Source organism: Bradyrhizobium erythrophlei (assembly GCF_900129505.1).
In the GTDB taxonomy this organism is placed as follows: domain Bacteria; phylum Pseudomonadota; class Alphaproteobacteria; order Rhizobiales; family Xanthobacteraceae; genus Bradyrhizobium; species Bradyrhizobium erythrophlei_D.
Map to the genome: position 1 here is coordinate 8,879,737 of NZ_LT670818.1, position 17,865 is coordinate 8,897,601.

At 62.2% G+C, this 17,865-nt stretch carries 20 protein-coding genes and 2 pseudogenes; 9 read left to right on the forward strand and 13 right to left on the reverse strand.

Annotation, left to right across the window (positions count from 1 at the left end; translation table 11 throughout):
* Positions 1-20: 20 nt before the first annotated feature.
* Positions 21-260 (forward strand): hypothetical protein, encoded by a 240-nt coding sequence (locus B5525_RS41980; protein ID WP_079574480.1) that lies wholly within the window; start codon positions 21-23, stop codon positions 258-260.
* Between the two features lie 33 nt (positions 261-293).
* Here the strand turns inward: B5525_RS41980 and B5525_RS41985 are convergent, their stop codons facing one another.
* Both B5525_RS41985 and B5525_RS41990 read right to left on the reverse strand, forming a co-directional pair.
* Entirely contained in the window at positions 294-3,059 is a 2,766-nt protein-coding gene (locus B5525_RS41985) for an EAL domain-containing protein (RefSeq protein ID WP_079574481.1), read from the reverse strand.
* A 117-nt stretch (positions 3,060-3,176) separates the two neighbouring features.
* Positions 3,177-4,331: a FecR family protein gene (locus tag B5525_RS41990; RefSeq protein ID WP_079572274.1), complete on the reverse strand. Its 1,155-nt coding sequence runs from the start codon at positions 4,329-4,331 to the stop codon at positions 3,177-3,179.
* A gap of 253 nt (positions 4,332-4,584) precedes the next feature.
* Here B5525_RS41990 and B5525_RS41995 point away from each other — a divergent pair, with 253 nt between their 5' ends.
* From B5525_RS41995 to B5525_RS45165, 3 genes are all read left to right on the forward strand, one after another.
* The gene (locus B5525_RS41995) at positions 4,585-6,231 is read left to right on the forward strand and encodes a ShlB/FhaC/HecB family hemolysin secretion/activation protein (RefSeq protein ID WP_244568134.1); all 1,647 of its coding nucleotides are present in this window, start codon (positions 4,585-4,587) and stop codon (positions 6,229-6,231) included.
* 147 nt (positions 6,232-6,378) lie between these two features.
* Positions 6,379-6,594 (forward strand): hypothetical protein, encoded by a 216-nt coding sequence (locus B5525_RS42000; protein WP_079574483.1) that lies wholly within the window; start codon positions 6,379-6,381, stop codon positions 6,592-6,594.
* Positions 6,595-6,632: 38 nt separating this feature from the next.
* Positions 6,633-6,908, forward strand: coding sequence for a hypothetical protein (locus B5525_RS45165; protein WP_154073751.1), 276 nt, complete (start codon positions 6,633-6,635; stop codon positions 6,906-6,908).
* A gap of 29 nt (positions 6,909-6,937) precedes the next feature.
* Here B5525_RS45165 and B5525_RS42005 read toward each other — a convergent pair whose 3' ends face one another.
* Entirely contained in the window at positions 6,938-8,626 is a 1,689-nt protein-coding gene (locus tag B5525_RS42005; RefSeq protein ID WP_079572277.1) for a tetratricopeptide repeat protein, read from the reverse strand.
* 356 nt (positions 8,627-8,982) lie between these two features.
* Here B5525_RS42005 and B5525_RS47060 point away from each other — a divergent pair, with 356 nt between their 5' ends.
* Positions 8,983-9,246, forward strand: a complete 264-nt coding sequence (locus tag B5525_RS47060; protein WP_244567765.1) for a hypothetical protein — start codon at positions 8,983-8,985, stop codon at positions 9,244-9,246.
* A gap of 52 nt (positions 9,247-9,298) precedes the next feature.
* On the opposite strand, the pseudogene B5525_RS47685 reads toward B5525_RS47060, so the two are convergent.
* Positions 9,299-9,535 (reverse strand): annotated as a pseudogene (locus B5525_RS47685) (hypothetical protein); the annotation flags it as partial.
* A complete protein-coding gene (locus B5525_RS42015) occupies positions 9,454-10,323 on the reverse strand; it encodes an NEW3 domain-containing protein (RefSeq protein WP_244567766.1) in 870 nt (289 codons plus the stop codon). The pseudogene B5525_RS47685 and the gene B5525_RS42015, both read right to left, overlap by 82 nt.
* A 46-nt stretch (positions 10,324-10,369) precedes the next feature.
* Between B5525_RS42015 and B5525_RS42020 the strand changes: the two genes are divergently transcribed.
* The gene (locus B5525_RS42020; protein WP_079572281.1) at positions 10,370-11,206 is read left to right on the forward strand and encodes an alpha/beta fold hydrolase; all 837 of its coding nucleotides are present in this window, start codon (positions 10,370-10,372) and stop codon (positions 11,204-11,206) included.
* A gap of 94 nt (positions 11,207-11,300) precedes the next feature.
* Entirely contained in the window at positions 11,301-11,528 is a 228-nt protein-coding gene (locus B5525_RS42025; RefSeq protein ID WP_079572282.1) for a hypothetical protein, read from the forward strand.
* A gap of 7 nt (positions 11,529-11,535) precedes the next feature.
* Here B5525_RS42025 and B5525_RS45170 read toward each other — a convergent pair whose 3' ends face one another.
* The 3 genes from B5525_RS45170 to B5525_RS42040 form a co-directional block, all read right to left on the reverse strand.
* The gene (locus tag B5525_RS45170) at positions 11,536-12,093 is read right to left on the reverse strand and encodes a hypothetical protein (protein ID WP_154073752.1); all 558 of its coding nucleotides are present in this window, start codon (positions 12,091-12,093) and stop codon (positions 11,536-11,538) included.
* 11 nt (positions 12,094-12,104) lie between these two features.
* Positions 12,105-12,428, reverse strand: coding sequence for a hypothetical protein (locus tag B5525_RS42035; RefSeq protein ID WP_079572285.1), 324 nt, complete (start codon positions 12,426-12,428; stop codon positions 12,105-12,107).
* A gap of 128 nt (positions 12,429-12,556) precedes the next feature.
* Complete coding sequence (locus B5525_RS42040; protein WP_079572287.1) at positions 12,557-13,537, reverse strand: AraC family transcriptional regulator; 981 nt, start codon at positions 13,535-13,537, stop codon at positions 12,557-12,559.
* 355 nt (positions 13,538-13,892) lie between these two features.
* Between B5525_RS42040 and B5525_RS42045 the strand changes: the two genes are divergently transcribed.
* Positions 13,893-14,315: a GFA family protein gene (locus B5525_RS42045; protein WP_079572288.1), complete on the forward strand. Its 423-nt coding sequence runs from the start codon at positions 13,893-13,895 to the stop codon at positions 14,313-14,315.
* 92 nt (positions 14,316-14,407) lie between these two features.
* On the opposite strand, the gene B5525_RS42050 is transcribed toward B5525_RS42045, so the two are convergent.
* The 4 genes from B5525_RS42050 to B5525_RS42065 all read right to left on the reverse strand — a co-directional run bounded on the left by B5525_RS42050 (position 14,408) and on the right by B5525_RS42065 (position 16,779).
* Positions 14,408-15,007 (reverse strand): GNAT family N-acetyltransferase, encoded by a 600-nt coding sequence (locus B5525_RS42050; RefSeq protein WP_154073753.1) that lies wholly within the window; start codon positions 15,005-15,007, stop codon positions 14,408-14,410.
* 17 nt (positions 15,008-15,024) lie between these two features.
* Complete coding sequence (locus B5525_RS42055; RefSeq protein ID WP_154073754.1) at positions 15,025-15,360, reverse strand: hypothetical protein; 336 nt, start codon at positions 15,358-15,360, stop codon at positions 15,025-15,027.
* 169 nt (positions 15,361-15,529) lie between these two features.
* Positions 15,530-16,318: a hypothetical protein gene (locus tag B5525_RS42060; RefSeq protein WP_079572293.1), complete on the reverse strand. Its 789-nt coding sequence runs from the start codon at positions 16,316-16,318 to the stop codon at positions 15,530-15,532.
* A gap of 77 nt (positions 16,319-16,395) precedes the next feature.
* Positions 16,396-16,779: a DUF1236 domain-containing protein gene (locus B5525_RS42065; protein WP_079572295.1), complete on the reverse strand. Its 384-nt coding sequence runs from the start codon at positions 16,777-16,779 to the stop codon at positions 16,396-16,398.
* 323 nt (positions 16,780-17,102) lie between these two features.
* On the opposite strand from B5525_RS42065, the pseudogene B5525_RS48130 reads away from it, so the two are divergent.
* Positions 17,103-17,240, forward strand: a pseudogene (locus B5525_RS48130) (cytochrome c); the annotation flags it as partial.
* Positions 17,241-17,445: 205 nt separating this feature from the next.
* On the opposite strand, the gene B5525_RS42075 reads toward B5525_RS48130, so the two are convergent.
* Entirely contained in the window at positions 17,446-17,799 is a 354-nt protein-coding gene (locus B5525_RS42075) for a phasin (RefSeq protein WP_079572298.1), read from the reverse strand.
* Between the last annotated feature and the right edge of the window lie 66 nt (positions 17,800-17,865).

A 17,865-nucleotide genomic window follows, 5' to 3' on the forward strand; every position in this document is an offset into this window, starting at 1 on the left:
TGTTTTCTCGGAGGTCCACCATGAAGCCGCTGATCCTTGCTACTGCCATTCTGGGCCTGGCGTTGGCTCCCGCCGTCGCCGAGGCCAAGGGTTGCATCAAAGGCGCCATCATCGGGGGCATCGCGGGCCATATGGCGGGGCACGGCAAGGTCGGCGTTGTTGCCGGATGCGTCATCGGCCATCATGAGGCCAACAAGCGAGACGCAGAGAAGGCCGATCAGAGGACACAGCCTGCTTCGCACGGGGACAATCACCTCTAGCGCCGTACCCGTCGCGGGCAAGACTCCCCCCGCTCAGGCTGCCCTGCCGGCTCCCGGTGCGTCGACGGCCTGGCTTACGGCAAGAAATTGGCTTTCGAACGCCTGCGCCGGCACCGGGCGGCCGAAGAAATAACCCTGCCCCTCTTCGCATCCCATGCTGATCAAGAGATCGGTGGTCGCGCGGTTCTCGATCCCTTCGGCGATCACCGACAGCCCGAGCTGCCTGCTCAGAGCGACGGTCGAGCCGACGATGGCCGCATCGCCCGAATCGGAGAGCAGTTCGAACACGAAGGTGCGGTCGATCTTCAATCCATCGAGCGGAAATTTCTTGAGATAGCTCAGGCTCGCATAGCCGGTGCCGAAATCATCGAACACGATGCGGACGCCGAGCGCCCTTATTCTTCGGAAGGTGTCGAGCACGCTCTCCTCGTCCAGCAGCAAAATATCCTCGGTCACCTCGAGTTCGAGCAGCGACGGCGTCAGGCCCGTGCTCTTCAGTATCTCCGCAACCGCGGTTGCAAGGTCGGTCGACTGGAATTGCGAGGGCGAGAGATTGACGCCTACACGAACGGCGTGGCCGCTACTCTCCCATAGCCGAGCCTGGCGGCAGGCGGTCTCGAGTACCCAGGCCGCAATGCGATCCGAGATCGAAGAGGTGTTGACGACCGGCATGAATTCCGCGGGCGAGACCAGCCCGCGCACGGGATGGCGCCAGCGAATGAGCGCTTCGGCGCCGAACACGCCGCCGTCGGTCAGCCGGACCTGCGGCTGGTAGAACAATTCGAATTCGTCTCGCTCGGCGGCAAGCACCAGCTCGGCCTCGAGCGTCAGGCGGGCCTCGAGTTCCTGCCGGATCACGTTCTCGAAGATCACGTAGCCGCCGCGCCGGGTCGCCTTGGCCCGGCAGAAAGCGAGATGGCTGTTGGCCAGAAGCTCGCCGGCGTTCCGGCCCCCCTCCGGATAGACCGCCGCCCCGAGGCTGACCTTGACGCGGTGCTGCCGCGTTCCGGCCAACAGCGGGGCGTCGAACGCACGCGCGATGCGTTCGGACAAGGCCGCGACCGTCTCGGCCGCATCGGCACGCGGGATCGCGATTGCGAATTCGTCGCCGCTCAGGCGCGCCACCAGGGCGGTATTTCCGGCTTCCGCGTTCAAGCGTTCGGTCACCGCGCACAGCACGAGGTCACCGCAGGCGTGGCCGAGCATATCGTTGATCTGCTGGAAGGCGTCGAGGCCTGCCACCAGCAGCACGACCTCGCGCCGCTGCGCTTCCGCCGCGGAAATCATCGCGGCCAGGCCGGCGTGAAGGCTGTTGCGGTTGGCGAGCCCGGTGAGGGAATCGTGTTCGGCCAGATAGCGAACTCTTTCGGCTTCGCGCTTTCGCACCGATATGTCGCGCAGGATGGCGCCATGCTGGAAGCTTTCGGTGCCCTGCCAGCCGGAGAAACAGGCCTCGACCGGAAATACTTCGCCATTCTTGCGGCGGCCGTCGAACTCCATCACCAGGCCGCCGGGCGATTGCGACCGCGCGCGCGCCGCCTCGCCGACCGCATTCGAGACGGCGGCAATGTCGTCGCTGCCGGCGCAAATCGTGTCGAACCACCGGCCGATCATCTCGGCGGGCTCGTAGCCGAATATCGCCGCCGCCCCCGGATTCCATACCGTGATCCGGCGGTCCTGGTCGGTGCACACCAGCCCGTCGCCCAGCGACATCGCGATGCGCTGAAAGCGGCTCTCGGCGATACTGCCGAGCAGATCCCGGAAGTCGATTTCGTCGAGCGCAATCGCGGCCATGTAGACGACGATCGCGGTGTGGAACAGCGAGGTATCGAGGATGAGGGGAAACTTTGCCTGCAGCAGAACTGCGATGACTTCAACGGCGGCGGCCATGCCGACAAGGATGATAACCCGCCGGCCGGCGCCGACGCGGCGCCACGAGAGCATCATGATCAGCGCGATGATGCACAGCCCCGCCAGCGTGACGGCATCGGAGGTGAAATGCAGGGTTCTGTTCTGCAGGATCGACTCGGCGGCCAGGGTCTGCAGCAGCGGCCCGGAAACCACGCCGCCATTGGGAATGCTGAAGCGGTCGCCGAGTTCCAGCGCGGTGCCGCCGATGATGACTTTCTTGTCCCTGAGCTTGCCCAGCGTCGCCTCGTCGCCGCGCAAGACATCGACATAGGACACTTTCGGAATCGAGGCGGCGCGGATGCTGAAATCGACCAGGAAGGGCGCTTGCTTTTCGGCATATTGTTCGGCCAGCGCCGCGCCCATCGCGGGAAGATACTGCCCGTTGAAGGTCTCGCCGAACGGATAGCGCCGGACCAGGCCGTCCCGCTCAACCGTGACATTGACGACCGCCGACCATGCATGATCGGCGAATGGTTTCAACGGACGATTGATGTGGATGGCGCTTCCATTGCCGATGTCCGTGCCGGGTTGCTTGAAGGACGGCAGCACCACGCTGCCGCCCGCGCGCTCCAGCGCCTCGACAAACGCGCGGTCCGACGCCGGGTCGGATGGTGAGGAGAAATCGACGTCGAACGCAACATCCCGCACGCCGGCGCTGTCCAGCCGCCGCAGCAAGTCGGCGTGGAGCCGGCGCGGCCAGGGCCAGACGCCAATCTGCTCGATCGAGGGGGCATCGATGGCGACAACGACAATGTTGCCGCTGGCCTGGCGCTGCTGCCATGCAAATCGCAGGTCGGTCAGCGCATTGCGCAGCGCGCCGTGCAGGCCGCACAACAGTACGATCGCCAGCGCAACCACCACAAAGATATGCGGCCGGTAGTGTTTCAAAAACGTCCCCATCGCACCCCATGGGCGAGGTGCCCCTTTTCTTGATCCTCAACCCTTCAAGTTAATTCTTTCGACACTTGCCTTCTGTCGACCCTCAAAGGTCCTTGCCGGCTGCCGCTATTTCTTGTTGTGGCCGTAGGCGTAAGCGTTCCCGTTTCCATTGCCATTGGCGTTGCCATTGCCACTGCCGTTGGCGTTGCCGTTGGCGCCAACTCCGTTGGCGTTGCCATTTCCGTTGCTATTTCCGTTGCTATTTCCGGAATTGACCGCAGCTGCGGTGGTCGCGGCTACCTGCGCCGCCCCTCTCGAATTCGTCGCGGCGCTTGTGCTCGCCACAGCGCTGGCGCTGCCGCTGGTGTCGTTGGAATTGCCGTTGCCGATACCCGTGCTCGCCTTGGCCTCGTGCGAGTTCCAGATCGTGTCCTTGTCCGCACCATGTTTCGTCGAACCCGGTGCCGAGACCGCTGCATGGGCAAGACCATGCGTGACCTTCAGGAAATTGAGCCTGACGTCGCCGAGCGGGGCCGCTATCCGCATCCCGGCGGGCTTCGTGGCGGCGTTGCCGGCGGCGAGGTGGCCGAGCGCGTGCACCTGCAGCCCGTTCGCAGCGCGGAGCGGAGCGGAGAGTCCGGTCTTCGGCACCATGATCCGTTCGATCAATGAGGGGCGCGGCTTGCCTTGCTCGATCGGATTGAGCGCGCCCGATCCGCTCAGTGACAGGCCCGGCTTGCCGTGCGCGAAAGCGGTTGCATGCTGGCCCTGCATCACTTGCGCGATCTGGCCCGACTTGAAATCCGCGACCTCGACCTGCCCCCTCAGCACGTCGACGCTGGTCGAGCCGGCGTTCACCGAGACGCGAAACTGCGTTCCCTTGACGACGGCCGCAAGGTACGGAGTCTCGACCTCGAAATGCTTGACGTTGCGCTTCTCCACTTCCAGCAGGATCGAACCGGCTTGCTGCAGGATCGTCGTCGACAGGCCGTCCTTCTTCTCTGTGGGAAGGCCTATCACTGAATTCGGCGAGACCAGAATGGTCTCCTCGCCGCGCAGCAAAAGAACGCGGCCATTGCGCCCGGTCCGGATGGTATCGCCCGGCTTCAAAACCTCTTCCTGCGTCAGCGACGCCTGCTGGGCGCCCGGGGTGTTCATCCAGACTTCGCCCGAGGACTTGCCCACCCGCCAGACATCATCTTCGGCGGCGAGCGCACCGGAGGCGGTAGCCAGCAAGAAGGCCGCCGTCAGGAGGCGTGAAAATCCGCCATTCCAAGCCATGAAAAACTCCGTCTGCCCGTCAGTGACCCGCAGGCGTATCGGAAAAGTTTCAACATTGAGTGAGCGCCCGTCCGCAGTTCTACGGTCGGCGTTAACGATTCATTGACCATAAAAATCTAAGAAATATCAGTTAGCTAGGGATTTGATGGTGCCAGAGCGGTTGCTGTTTCGCTGCGTGGGATCGCCGACAGGACCGCAACCGCGTCACCGCGGGCTGGGCGCTATCCTGCTGCTATTGTCCGCGATCGTCTCGATGCCCGCAAAAGCCCAGCAGGGCTTCGACCCGAGGCAGACCGAACGGCAATTCGACACGCCGCAATCCGGGCAATCGCCTTCCTCCCGCTCCGGCTTGCGGGTGCCAAGGGCGTCCAGTCAGGAAGGTTCCGCGGATAGCAAACCGATATTCGTGCTGCGCGGCGTTTCGCTGAGCGGGGCGGGTGCGATCCCGCACGAGCGGATCGCAAGCGTCTATCAACCCTATTTTGGAAAGAAAGTGTCGCAGGCCGATCTTGCGGCAATCGCCGCCGGCGTCGGCGACCTCTACCGCGCGGCCGGGTTTCACTTGAGCCGGGCGGTGGTTCCGCCGCAGGACATCAGGGACGGCAGGGTCCGAATTCAGGTGATCGAAGGCGTCATCGCGGAAGTGGCGCTGAAGGGCGATGGCGCCGAGCAGTTCGGCATAAGGCCGCTGCTCGATCCGGTGCTTGCGGAATCTCCGTCACGCCTGCCAACGCTGGAGCGCCAGCTCCTGCTGATCAATGGCCGGCCGGGAGTACGCATCGCCGATACCGCGCTGGAAGAGATCGGCAACGCGACCGGCCGTTTCCGCCTCATCGTCTTCGTCAACACCTGGCACATCTACACCTCGTTCGGGATCGACAATCTGGGATCGTCGTCGGTCGGCCCCTGGCAAATCTACGCGACCGGCGCATTCAATTCCTATCTCGCTCCGGGCGACACGCTGGCCCTCAATTTGTCGACCACGCCCGGCGATCCACGCGAGCTCGCGTTCGGCCGCTTGTCCTACGATGTCCCGGTCGGCGTCGACGGCGTGCGGATCGGCGCATCCGTCGTGCACAGCGAGGTCCGGCCGGGCGACGAGAGGCGGCTCAACGATGATGTCACCAGGACCGATTCCTTCGAGGTGCGCGCCAGCATCGTCCCGTTGCAGTCAATCAGATCGGCACTGACGCTCACCGCGGCGGCGGGTTTCAGCAATGTCTCCGAGAGCGACATGTTCGGCCCGATCTACAGCGACCACATCCGCGCCGTCAGCCTGACTTCCGATTACCGGCTGCAGGACAATTTCGGCGGCAACAATTACCTCACACTGGCGTATCGTCAGGGTCTCGATATCCTCGGTGCTTCGCATTTCGGCGACGATTTTCTGTCGCGTGACGGCGCCTCGGGCAATTTCTCCGTGATGGATGCATGGTTCACCCGCTATCAGACGCTGACCGATGCATGGTCGGTGAAGATTGCCGCCGCTGGCCAGATCGCTTCCGGTCCGCTGTTCACCTCGCAGCAATTCTATCTCGGGGGCGCCGCGTTCGGGCGCGGTTATGGCAGCGCCGAGATCAGCGGCGACAACGGCATCGCCGGCTCGTTTGAACTGCGCTTCGATCAGAGACTGAACTTCCGTTACCTGACCGGCTATCAGCTCTATGGTTTCGTCGACGCCGGTGCTGCCTGGAACGATGGATTCAGCTACAATGACGGCCCAGCGCTGACCTCGACAGGCGCCGGCGTGCGGTTCTTTCTGGGCGGCGATCTGCAGGCCGATATCGCGGTGGCCTTTCCACTGAGCTACCGCGCGCCGGACAATGCGAGCCGCAGCGCGCGTCTGCTGTTCTCCTTGTCCAACGCCTTCAAGCTCTGCCCACAGACCCGCTGCCTTTAGATTAGGCGGAATTCTTTCGAATCTGAATAATCCCGCGGAACATTTTCCTGGCCGGCATCCCCATTTTGTCCCAGCTGGTCCCGTAATCACCCGGATTGATCGCGGACTGCAAACGGTGTTTCCCATTTCCGGGCGATGGGAACTTCCGTGATCTACAAGGGCATCGAATACACGATCGCAGCAACTGCCGAGCCGGACATCTGGCGCTGGCGGTTCCAGGTCGGCGATACCGTCAGGACCGGCAGAACCCAGACAAGGATGGTGGAGTTGGCCGCCCGCCGCGTTCAAGCAAAAATCGACGCTGCACTCAGGGCATTGGCCTCATCGTCACCGCGAGAAAGCGGCGATCGCACCGGCTTGTGAGCACGATGAGTTGCGACTTGGTGCTAAAATCTATCGGCATGAACAAGCTTGATCGCGGGCGAACCGGTTTCCCGCCAACTTTCTCTTATCGGTCCATAGCTGGATACGGGTTCTTCCGAGGCTTACACCGGCGCGGCAATGACTGCCTTGCGAGAGAGGCGCAAATGGAAGAATTCGTTCATAGCGAGAACCTCAAGCTCCATCGGAAGATGCTCGCGGAAACCACCGACGAACAGAAGCGCCAGACGCTGCTGAAGCTCTTGTCGGATGAGGAGGCAAAGGACGCGCAGCCTTCCAAAAAAGGGCAGAGCTGAGGCTCGGTTTCGAAGAACCGGAGCCGAGGTCAGCCGACTGTGGTAACGATGGCCGCGCCATCTTCCCGAGAAATTCCTGCGGCCGCGAACTTCCGCAACATATCATCAAATGCCGATTTGATGCGGTGGACGAACGGAGCCTTGTAAAAGAACTTCTCATTCTGATCGTGGACCAGCATCGAGGCATTGGCCTCGAACATCACGAGATTTCCCGACCGGTCCAGCGCACAATCGACGCCGAAATAATCAAGGCCGACACGCTCTCGGATTTCCCGCAGCACCTGATAGTGGGAGGGGCCGAACACACTGGCGGGATCGTTGAGGAAGGCTTCCTCTTCCCGCTGCATCCATGGATGATCGGCCATGTCGGTGCTGTCGTGGTGCACCTTCCAGTGGTCCGCGATCGCGAGGTGATAGGGCAGAATCTCGCCGTTCACGAAGATAAAGCGGTATTTGCGGAAATAACCGTCGACCGAGCGATAGTCGATATATTCAATGAAATAGCGATCCGTGTCCGTTCGTTGCGCAAGAGCGGCCGCCAGCGCCTCCGGGCCTTCGAGCTTTTCGAGATCGTCGCCGCCATGGGTTCCCGCCGGCCGCACCAGAACGGTGGATGCAGGTGCAAGCGCAGCTAGCAGGGTCGCTGCGGCAAGGTCGGTTCCGGCTTTCTGCCGCAAGACCTTCGGAACCAGGCACCCCGGTATTCCCTGAAGCGCGGCCGCGACCGCGTCCCGCGTCGTGCGCTGGATCTTGCGCGGATCGTTGACGGTCGGCTTGCCGAACCGATCGGCGACGTCGGCGGCCAGCGGCAGCAAGGCATCCGCCTGGTCGGCGTCGGAAATCAGATTGACGACGACCTGCACATCCCGTTCCAGAGCTTCGGTATGGTACTCGCGCGACGCAAATACCGCGAGCGTAGCGATGTCGTAGGCCGTATCCTTCAACAGATAGTCGGTCGGCAAGTTACCGGCGAAGGGAGCGAACAACGTCACAATGCGAAACTCGGCCGGCAATTTTGTCGCCGGCCGCCTTATCAAGGGATATATTTTCGCCGCCTGCGCGTAAGCCGCTTCAGCGGCGTCGATTTCGCCCATCTTCTGCTGGATGCTGCCGGTCCAGTAGATGCTTTCGGAATCGAGCGGGTTGAGGGCGATCGCCCGCGCGAAGCATTGCAGCGCGGATTCGAGCTCGTTCACCTCGAAGTAAAGCTTGCCGAGCTGATGGTGCATCGAGGCGTCTTGCGGCCGCTCCTCGACCAGTTCTTCCAGCAGCAGCTTCGCCAGAAGGTGTTGCTGCGTGGCCATCAGGGCCTGGACCAGGTTGGTGCGCGAGGGCCAGTGGCCGGGATTGAGTGTCAGTGCCTGAAGATAGAGGGTGACGGCCTCCGCGGGCATTCCCGACTTCAGATAGGCATTGCCGAGATTGCACCAGCAGAAGGTCAGATGCGGAGCCAGCCGCAGCGCGGCCTTGTAGTTTTCGGCGGCCAGCCCGAGATCGCCGCGAAGCATGCAGGCGTTGCCGAGCTTCGAATGCAGTTCCGAAAGAGTCTCGGTGGATGCGTCCCCGGAGGAGGCGGCGAGACCACGTTGAAACGCCTCGATGGCTTCGTCGATATTGCCGGCGGAAAGATATTCAAGGCCCGCGCGCAGCTGCCGTGCGACGACCGAGCCGGCAGTGACTGCGTCCGGGTACCGGGCGGCTGGCGTCGATGGGGTCATGGATCGGGCTTCTCGCGGATTGGTCACGACCCCACCATGTTCAATGTATGGTAAATATAATCTTGCCGGATGGCTCGGAAACGTCAGTAGAACTGCGGAGATAGGCCCCGAAACGAGGGCAATTCTTTAACTCCCCCGGTATCGGGCGCTCCCCGGCTCGCCTCGTGCGCGGGGCCATATTTTTCAAAAATAGGGCACTTCGTCGGGAACGCGACATAGTCCAAATGCTTAGCTCAGACAGATGCTTGGCGCAGACCAGGTAATGCTCGGCCGTTGGTGTTGACCGTTGGTTCGGCCGGCGTGGTCGCGCGGCCTTCTCTCAGTCAAGGGAATGCGGACGATCTCAGGAGGCGCCGATGGTTGGCATGCGAAGCGATCGCGCGCGAGCGCGCGCCAGGAACTTGCTGGCAACGATTTATCCCCTCCCCGACGACCCCGAACTGCACCGTCTGCGCGAGCTTGCGGTCGATTATATTCGGGAAGCCGAGCGGCTCGAGGCCGAGTACAAGGGTCGCGCGGTCGCCGAATCCGACGAACTGATTTCAACCGCGCTGGACGCGGTCGCAAGGGATTACTTCGTACGCGCCATTGCCCGCGCGAAGTTGCAACGCAAAGCTTAGCCGCCCGTGCCTCGGTCAAACCGAGCATCATCAGGATCGTCGTCGTCTTGCCGGCCCCGTTAGGCCCGAACAGGCCGAACACCTCGCCCTTGACAATGTCGAGGTTGATGGCATCGACAACGCTGACCGCGCCATAGCGCTTGGTCAGGCCGCGCGCGGCGATGACGATGTCGCTGGTGGTCACGACCGCCTGGTTTTCTGGAATGCTCATCGTCGTCCGAACCTCGCGACCGTACCGAGCATCAGAAGCAGCGCAACTCCGATGACCCCGGCGCCGACCATGCCCCATACCGTCGAGGTCGACACGGTGATGCGAAACTGGCCCGAGGCGTTTTCCCCGTGCGACGTCGCGCTGACCGCGGTCATGTAGTCGCCTGCCAGCGACTTGTCGCCGGGCGTGACCAGCGCCTGCACCTCGGCGTCCTTGCCCGGGACCAGCCGGTCGATGGTGGCCGGCTCGAAGGTCACTTTCCAGCCGGTCGGGGCGCTCGCCGAGAGCTTGACGTTTTCGGCCGGCGTGGTGCCGGTGTTGGTGACGACGATTGGAATCGAGCTTTGCTGCGCCGCCACGGCGCGCGCGCTCAACAGCCCGTCGCGTCCCGACACCTGGAGCTGCGGCTGCCCCACGACGTCGAGGGCAAGATCAACCTTGGCCGAAGCATCCTCCGCGTTGACCGTCACCCGCACCGGGAAATGCCCGGCGTCGATGGTGCTCGGTGGACGGACTTTTAACTTGATGTCCTTAGACTGGCCGGCGTCGATCGGAATCGAAGACAGCTCCTGGCTGCCATAGGCTTCGGTGAACGAGGTTTCGAAATTCGATGGCGCTTCGGCGGCAAAGCTCGCGACCAAATTGCGGCCGCTGTCGTTCTTGATGTTCAACGTATACTCGAAGTTCGATTTCGGGCTGCCACGACGCGACGGAAGTTTCGACGTCACTGTAAGTTTTGCCGGCAACTCCTTGGCGAGCGCCACGTTTACCGGCGCAAGCGCGTTGTGCTGCAGAGCAACAAGATTTCTTAAATTTAATTTGGGCGGCGTGGCGCCCGCCTCGCTGCTGGCGCGTTGGTACACCATCTGTTGGTACACCATCTATTGAACGAAAGTGATAAGGACGGAAACGATGAAGCGAGGAATCGCGGTTTTGGCGTGCGTCTGTGCCCTCGCTGGTACCGTCTATTTTGGCATCAGCAAGTGGGGCATCCGGCACGAGACGCTGAACTGGTTCGACGAGGCGCGGCAGCGGCCCGTCTCCGTCGATCTCGCCGTGCGCCGCGATTACGAGATGAAAGCCGACGACGGCTACTGGAAGCTGCCGGTCGCCATCTTCAGCAACGGCAACACCGTCAAGAACACCGAGTATTCGTTCCTGGCCAATGTCTTCGCGGCCAGGGGATACCTGGTTGCCAGCATCCAGCAGGATCTGCCGACTGACCCGCCCTTGATGACCAAGGTCGGCATGCCCTATGTGGGCCGCCGCGGCGTCTATGAAAAAGGCGAAGCCAACATTCTGTTTGTGCTCGAGCAATTGAAGAAGTTGCAGCCGAATGCCGACTACGACCACCTGACGCTGGTCGGACACTCGAACGGTGGCGACACCGCGATGTATTTCGCCAAGGAACACCCGGAGTTGGTGTCGAAAGTCGTCACGCTGGATAATCTGCGCGTGCCCTTCGTGCTCCGCGACAAGATGAAGATCCTTTCGTTCCGCTCGAAGGATCCGAACTTCCAGACCGATCCCGGCGTGCTGCCGACGCCGCAGCAGGCCAAGGCCGACGGCATCGATATCATCCACACCGAGTTTCAGCACACCTGGCTCAGCGACCGCGGCCCCGATTCCGCGAAAGAGAGGATCCAGGCGACACTCGACCAGTTTCTCGGCAACGGCAGTGCCAGCGAACTGGCGCCGGCCGACACCAATAATTTGATCGTCAGCAATGCCGGCGCGCCGCTCCCTTGAGATCTGCGCCCGTTGGCGCTGAAGCGGAACGATCGCGGTTCTTTCTTTGATCGGCGTTCGGCGGTTGGCAAGCTAGCTTTTTCTGGAGGGGGCGATGTCTGGAAAATGGGCGGTTCTGGTTCTCGCTATCGGCCTGGCGATGACGCTGCTGAATCTGGCGATCTTGGCCGGGCAGATATCGACTCCGGCGACCGCGCGCGGGCCGAGCAATGCCAGCAAATTGCTGGATGATGACGATTTCACCGACGGCCTGACCAAGATCATCCGCAAGACCGTTCGCGATTATTGCACCGTCGGCAAGCGAGACGGCATCGACTGTTAGGACGTTTTCAAGCGAAGCCGCCCTGTCGGCTCTTGGATGCCCGGCGGGCATGCGGCGTCAAGAAAACGACACCAGAAATCCAAAACAGCACCGTTTTTGCGCGTAATTTGAGCAGCGCATCGGGGAACCCGGATCGCTTGTTTTCATTCTTTCGAACGCCTGTTTCCAATCTGCCAGGCGTTTGTTCCAACAGGAGACTAAAGTAATGCGAAATCTGCTTATCGCGGCTTGCTGCGCGGCCTTCGTGGGAAGCGTGTCCGTTGCTTCCGCTCAGACCGCGGCGCCGGCCCCTCAGGATTCCATGAAGACCGGTAATCCGATGAACGCCCACGCCGAAGCCAAGATGAAGAAGAGTTCCAAGAAGACCAAGAAGCCCGACGACAGCATGAAGAGCGACGCGCCAAAGGACGACACGAAGAAGGACAGCAAGTAGCTTTCTGCAGACGCGAACAACAGCCGCGATGCCTTTTGGGGCATCGCGGCTTTTTCCATTTCCGGCACGAGCGCCCTGCACATGCATGATGACGGTGTCCAGGATTCTCAAGGCGATCATCTTCGACGTCATCGCGGCCACCCTCATCGCGTGGATTTGAATTTGACGTCGCGATGCCGATGAAAGGCGCTTCCGGGGCTGCCGCGATAAACCCTGAAATCCCTGAGCTCGGTATCGGAAAGATCGCCAAGCGCCGAGAGCGTGGCCTGACGCTCGCGATCGGCGATCATCGCGGCGATCCAATTATTCACGATCCTCCAGACACGACGGGACGGTCCGGCTGCCGCCGCACGCAGCCTTTGCCGCAAGCCCGGCTTTGCCTGGTTCGACGCCTCGGCAGCGCGCATCTGGGACATGACAGCGACGACGATCATGGCGACCGCCCTCTTCGGATAAATCTTCTTCATGAAAGCTTCCTTCGAACCAAAGCGGGAGAGTTCCGCCTTTGGTGCTACAGCTAATTCCGTCAAGGCGAGCCGTCTTGTCTCAAAACGACATCGCATTGGACAAAAGAGACCGCCATGGTTGGCGCGCGTCACGATCGATTGATCATACCGTCGCCCCTCACCTCGCGCGGCGTCAGGCCGTACAGACGGCGAAAGCGGCGGTTGAAGTAGGACAGGTCGCCAAAGCCAACGTCGTAGGCGATGGTGCTGATCGCGGCATGAATCGATTCGTGCTCGCAAAGCCGCCGGTGAGCCTGCGCAAGACGCTGCGTGACCAGGAATTCCGAGAAGGTGGTGCCGTCCTCCTCGAACAGACGCTGCAGGTAGCGCGGCGTCACGCACAGATGCGCGGCAACGCCGCCGACCGAAATCTGGCGCCGATGGCTTTGCTCGATAATATAGGCCTTCGCCAGCTTCAATCGGGCCGCCCGCAAGCCGCGGGTCCGCGCGACTTCCTTGAAATCGTTGGCCGCGCCGAGCGTCAGCGCCAGCACGTCCTGGATATGCCGCACCGAAAGGTTCAGGAGCTCAGGGTCCAGCGATGTACCAACCCTGAGCAACCAGCCGGCGTAGCGCGACAGCAGCCCGAGCGCGGCGCGGTTTCGCGGTATCACGCGCATGGCGGCATCGTCAGCATCCGCGACGATCGACCGGAGCAGTGCCCGCGGCACCCGCAGGGTGAAGGAGCGTCCCGGACAGGTCCGCTGGAACGACGTGGGCTCGTTGCCCAGCAACAGGATAGCTTCCTGCTCGCGGAGAATCTGCTCGCGACCGCCTGACCAGACCGAAGCGATCCCCGTCTGGTTGATGGCGAGCACGGCATCGTCGTTGCCGTCGGCCAGATATTGTCCGGTGCGGGAAATCCTTGCCGGCGACGCCGAGCCTTCGATCAACTGTAATCCGGGAAGCGACAGCGACGTCATGCAAGCCTGGAAGGTGACGTCCTTGGCCGGCTCGAGATCGACGCGGAGCATGACGTGTCCATAATGCTCGCGCCAATACGCGATCCGATCCTCTTCGGGCAGGAAATCAGTCGAGAATTCCACAATGCGGGCGCATGTTTCTGTCATGAAAAATTACTCTGATGATTGAAAAGGGGGCGCCGGCGATACGCGCCGGAGCATTCTGCTGATGGTCATAGGTAGCGTCGCCGATGCCGTTCTGCGTCCTCCAATCAGATGACGGCTCCTGATCGCGCTGGAGCGGGCTCGCGCGGCGACACCGCCGCGGCGCGTTTATTCCATCGTCGGCGGTTCCATCGCCCTGGATCGGGCGATCGAATGAGCGCGTCGCCAAACGCCTGGAATCGGTCGCGGGAGTCCAAGACACGGTGCCGCGCAGATGATTGCTGTCCGCGTCCGGAAACCGGCCCGGTTCTCTGCACAGCGGGCAGCCCGCCCCTCACGTCAAAACAAGGAAATGCTCATGAGCCTCACAGGAAAATGCTTTTGCGGCGCGGTCGAACTCGAAGTCACCGGCGCTCCGGAGGCGATGGGCTATTGCCATTGCGGTTCCTGCCGTTCGTGGTCCGGCGGCCCGGTGAACGCCTTCAGTCTTTGGAAGCCCGAGGCGGTGCGGATCACGGCCGGCGCCGAAAACGTCGCGATGTTCCAGAAAACCAAAACGAGCCAGCGGCAATATTGCGGCAAATGCGGCGGGCATCTCATGACCAATCACCCGACATTCGGCCTGGTCGACGTGTTTGCCGCCACCATCCCCGGCCTTGCCTTTGCGCCGGGGGTGCACGTCAACTACGCCGAAACCGTGCTGCCGATGCCGGACGGCCTGCCCAAACTGAAGGACTTTCCAGGGGAACTCGGCGGATCCGGTGAAATGGTTGCTGAATAGCGAGGCGGCGACGGGGCTTGGGCCGGGAAGCCGGCCCGAGCCCGCGACCCGACACATCGCGGTCGCGACGATGCCTCAGATCAATTTGTCTGCTATTCGGTGTTTGTTAGTTCCCGCGGCCACCACAGCGACGGCGCCGTTCGCCTTGCCCCGGTCACGTCGCGCGGCCGATCGAGCAGCTGCTTGTGGAACCTTACCGCCCGCCAATCGTCCGATCGCGCGGCCACGAAGCCGGCTTTCCGGGCCAGCGCCTTCATCTGATCGTTCGTCTTCAACGTTTCGCCGTACAGGCCGAAATATCCCAGGCTGATGGCGCGCCATTGCAACGCCGACAACAGCGCGGAGCCAAGGCCCCGGTGTTGCCAGCGGTCACACACCGAGATCGCGAACTCGCCGAGCCCGGTTCGGCTTTCGACCGCGTAGCTGGCCTCCCCGATCACAGCCTCGCGCGCCTCATGCTGCACTTCCGCAATCAGCGTGAAACGATCCGCCCTTCGGTTCTGCACCAGGCAGTCGAAGGCGATCCTAGAAAAATTACTGACCGCTCCCATGAAGCGGTTGTACCGCGACGGACAGGACAGCCTGCTGAAATGCTCCGCCAATCCGTCGACGTCCCGCTCGGTCGCGGTGCGAATATGAAGCCGGCTCGCCCCGTTCGCGGCAGCACCCTCCGACCATGGAATGATGAACATCAAGCGGCCTTTCGTTGTCACTGCGGCGGCGTCGGCCGTTGCCCGGCGACGCCTTGGTTGGCGACATTCCGATGCGCAAATTCCCGTATCAGTTTTGCGGCGGCGCGCATCCGGGATTCGTGCAGGGCATACAGCAACGCGCCCGCGGCACGTGCGGGAAGCCATAAAAAATAGAGAGCGGCGTTCGCAAGCGGAAGCGACTTGAACCAGGCCTCGCCGACATCATGCTCATTGCGATTCTTTCCGATGTAAGGCGTGAAACGGATGAACATGGCAGCGCCATCGAACTCATGCAGCGGCCGATAACCACGCCTACATGCGATGAGGCACCGGCGCTTGGACGGAAGCGCCAATCGCCGGGTCTTGCGCGAAGCAATGACGCCGCATCGGCGCTTGCGAATGAGTCAGGAAAAATTTTGTCGGGCGCCTTTGAACCGCAGCGCCATTTTCGCGACTAACCGCGCCAATGATTGCGCGATCAGCGCGCAAGCGGTGCGATCGTTTTCGGAGCGCCGTGACCGGCTATTCGTCCGGATCAAAAGCCATCGCGGGGGCATCGTCCCGATAGCGATCACTACGGCGATATGGAACCAGTTGGGTCATGCGGCGGCCATCGGGGAGTTCGATGGTACGCAAGGTCATTACCTCCAGCGGCCGCTTGTCGGAACGGCGGCTCGCCTGCCGAACATGCGGCCGCTTCGGCGGGATCGCGGCTGAAGCCGGCGCGGCCGAGGCAACGGATTGAGCGATGCCCGGCGATATGGCTCCCGGGGAAACGGCCTGGGCCGATTGCTTTTCTTCCTGATTGGCTGGAGCCGAATGATCCTGACTGGTTCCGGGCACCGGCGCTGCAGCGTGCCCGGCTCCCTGGTCGGCTGCGGCTGGGGATATCTCAGCCTGGGCCGAGCGGTCCGGTTGCTGCGCCGGCGCGGTTGCCGCCGCCTTGGCGTCCTGCTGGCCGGCAGTTGCCGGCTGTTGCGGCTGAGAGGACGACGAGGCCGGTGGCTTCTGATCGCTTGAGGCAGCCTCGTTCGAACTTGAGGCGGCCTCGTTCGAAGCTGTCTTCACCTGGTCGGTCCCGACCTCAGGCTTGCTGATTGCCTCCGGCTTGGCCGCTTCTGTCAGACCAGCCTGCGGCGGATTCGTCGGCGTGGATGCTCCGTTATCGTCCGCGTAGCGCGGCGGTGCTGGCTTCGGCTTTGCCTTCGCCACCACCTTCATTGGCTCCGGCGCGGCAAGCCAGTTCAGCGCGCCGTAGCCGCCTCCGAGAAGCAGCGCGACCGCGATCAGATAGGCGAACAAGGCAGGCATAACGACCTCCACTGAAAAATTGCGAGCCTGCGACAACGGAAAACGGCCTCGCCGGAGCGAGGCCGCCGCACGATCGATTAGTCGATCACCTGGACGATCCGATGCGTCGAAGGATCGACCAGCACGGTACGATCATTGACGACCGTGTAGCGATATCTGGTCACGCCGTATTCGCGCGGCACCTCGTAATAGGTGGCGCCGGCCGGCGGCAGATCCTCACCGACGCGAACCTCGTGCTCGTAGCGATAGGAGGGAACATGGCGCTCCTCGACATAGCTGCGGAAGCGCGGCCATGTATCGTCGGCGATGCCGCCAGCCACCGCACCGACGCCCGCGCCGACGATCGCGCCTGTCACCGCACCGGTGGCGGCGCCGACCGCTGGGCCGTCTTGTGCCTGTGCCGCGAGCGGAAACGAAAGCGCTGCGGCGACCGCGGCGGTCACGAGCAACTTCATATTCATGGTGTTCTCCAGTGCTCGTGTGTCCCTTGCGGTGTGCGAAACGGAGAACGTCAGAGGCGAATGGGCGTTCCCGCACCAAGACGGGTTCCTGCAGGAACTTTCCCCCCGGTCCCACATTTCCTGATCACGACTGACTGAACCGCTTTAATGGCCAACAACATTCACCTTCCAACACGGCTGAAAATGAAATCGAAATATCTGGCGGCGGCACCGCTCGGCAGCGCGCTTCTGACCGGGGCTGCCTTCGCGGCGGAAACCGCCACGACCGATCGTTCCAACATCAACACCGCCGTCCACAAGGAAGGCCAGTGGCGGTCGATGCCATCGCCCACAAATCCGATTTCACCGCGGAAAAAGTGGCCTTCTTCCTGCTCGACCCGCACCCGAAGATGCCGAATTTTCCGTTGAGCCGGAACGAGGCGGCCGACCTCGCCGCCTATATCGGCTCGCTGCGCAAATAATCCGCCGCGGCAAATAATCCCGTTAAACAAGCCACCAAATGCAAATCCCTGCCGGTGATAGCCGACAGGGATCAGCAGAAAAGTCGACGGACGGCGAGCGGCGTCACCCGGTGGCCCGTCAAGGACCTGCGCGATAATTAAAATCTACCGCGCAAACCTATGCAAGACTAATTTGTGGGCGTGAACGACTGGCCCCCGCGCCGATCTAGAATTTTCCCTTGGTCGCATCCTTTGCGGTGGTCATCATGCCACCGGTGATCTGGCGCATATGTTCGCCGGCGTTGGTGAACTGGCTTTTCAGGAAATCCGACTGGATGCGCATGGCTTCCTGGAGATCGGTCGCGTGAACCAGCTTTCGGGCGTGCTCGAATGCGGCCTTCAGGTTCTGCTCGGTGAGCGACAGGGCCTGCTTGGCCATCTCCGTCCCCGGGGCCGGAATGGACGCGATCGACTTGTTCGCCGCGTCGAAGAACATTCCGAACGCCTTTTCCGCCTGGTCGACGGTTTTTTCGGCCAGATCGCGCAATTCGGCGGGCACTTCCAGTTTCGGTTCGGTCATCTCGCCATCCTCCGGTTTGGACCGTGGGTTACCACACTTCGGCAACGGCGTCTGCGCAGTAATGGC

What these genes read in the sequence shown, in the direction of transcription:
- B5525_RS41980 (WP_079574480.1), top strand. Translation starts at nt 21, where the DNA reads ATGAAGCCGCTGATCCTTGCTACTGCCATTCTGGGCCTGGCGTTGGCT.
- B5525_RS42060 (WP_079572293.1), bottom strand. Translation starts at nt 16,318, where the DNA reads ATGCCTGCCTTGTTCGCCTATCTGATCGCGGTCGCGCTGCTTCTCGGA.
- B5525_RS42065 (WP_079572295.1), bottom strand. Translation starts at nt 16,779, where the DNA reads ATGAATATGAAGTTGCTCGTGACCGCCGCGGTCGCCGCAGCGCTTTCG.
- B5525_RS42035 (WP_079572285.1), bottom strand. Translation starts at nt 12,428, where the DNA reads ATGAAGAAGATTTATCCGAAGAGGGCGGTCGCCATGATCGTCGTCGCT.
- B5525_RS47060 (WP_244567765.1), top strand. Translation starts at nt 8,983, where the DNA reads ATGGTTGGCATGCGAAGCGATCGCGCGCGAGCGCGCGCCAGGAACTTG.
- B5525_RS42015 (WP_244567766.1), bottom strand. Translation starts at nt 10,323, where the DNA reads ATGGTGTACCAACGCGCCAGCAGCGAGGCGGGCGCCACGCCGCCCAAA.
- B5525_RS45170 (WP_154073752.1), bottom strand. Translation starts at nt 12,093, where the DNA reads ATGACGTCGAAGATGATCGCCTTGAGAATCCTGGACACCGTCATCATG.
- B5525_RS45165 (WP_154073751.1), top strand. Translation starts at nt 6,633, where the DNA reads ATGAACAAGCTTGATCGCGGGCGAACCGGTTTCCCGCCAACTTTCTCT.
- B5525_RS42050 (WP_154073753.1), bottom strand. Translation starts at nt 15,007, where the DNA reads ATGTTCATCATTCCATGGTCGGAGGGTGCTGCCGCGAACGGGGCGAGC.
- B5525_RS42040 (WP_079572287.1), bottom strand. Translation starts at nt 13,537, where the DNA reads ATGACAGAAACATGCGCCCGCATTGTGGAATTCTCGACTGATTTCCTG.
- B5525_RS41995 (WP_244568134.1), top strand. Translation starts at nt 4,585, where the DNA reads ATGCCCGCAAAAGCCCAGCAGGGCTTCGACCCGAGGCAGACCGAACGG.
- B5525_RS42025 (WP_079572282.1), top strand. Translation starts at nt 11,301, where the DNA reads ATGTCTGGAAAATGGGCGGTTCTGGTTCTCGCTATCGGCCTGGCGATG.
- B5525_RS42075 (WP_079572298.1), bottom strand. Translation starts at nt 17,799, where the DNA reads ATGACCGAACCGAAACTGGAAGTGCCCGCCGAATTGCGCGATCTGGCC.
- B5525_RS42020 (WP_079572281.1), top strand. Translation starts at nt 10,370, where the DNA reads ATGAAGCGAGGAATCGCGGTTTTGGCGTGCGTCTGTGCCCTCGCTGGT.
- B5525_RS42045 (WP_079572288.1), top strand. Translation starts at nt 13,893, where the DNA reads ATGAGCCTCACAGGAAAATGCTTTTGCGGCGCGGTCGAACTCGAAGTC.
- B5525_RS41990 (WP_079572274.1), bottom strand. Translation starts at nt 4,331, where the DNA reads ATGGCTTGGAATGGCGGATTTTCACGCCTCCTGACGGCGGCCTTCTTG.
- B5525_RS42005 (WP_079572277.1), bottom strand. Translation starts at nt 8,626, where the DNA reads ATGACCCCATCGACGCCAGCCGCCCGGTACCCGGACGCAGTCACTGCC.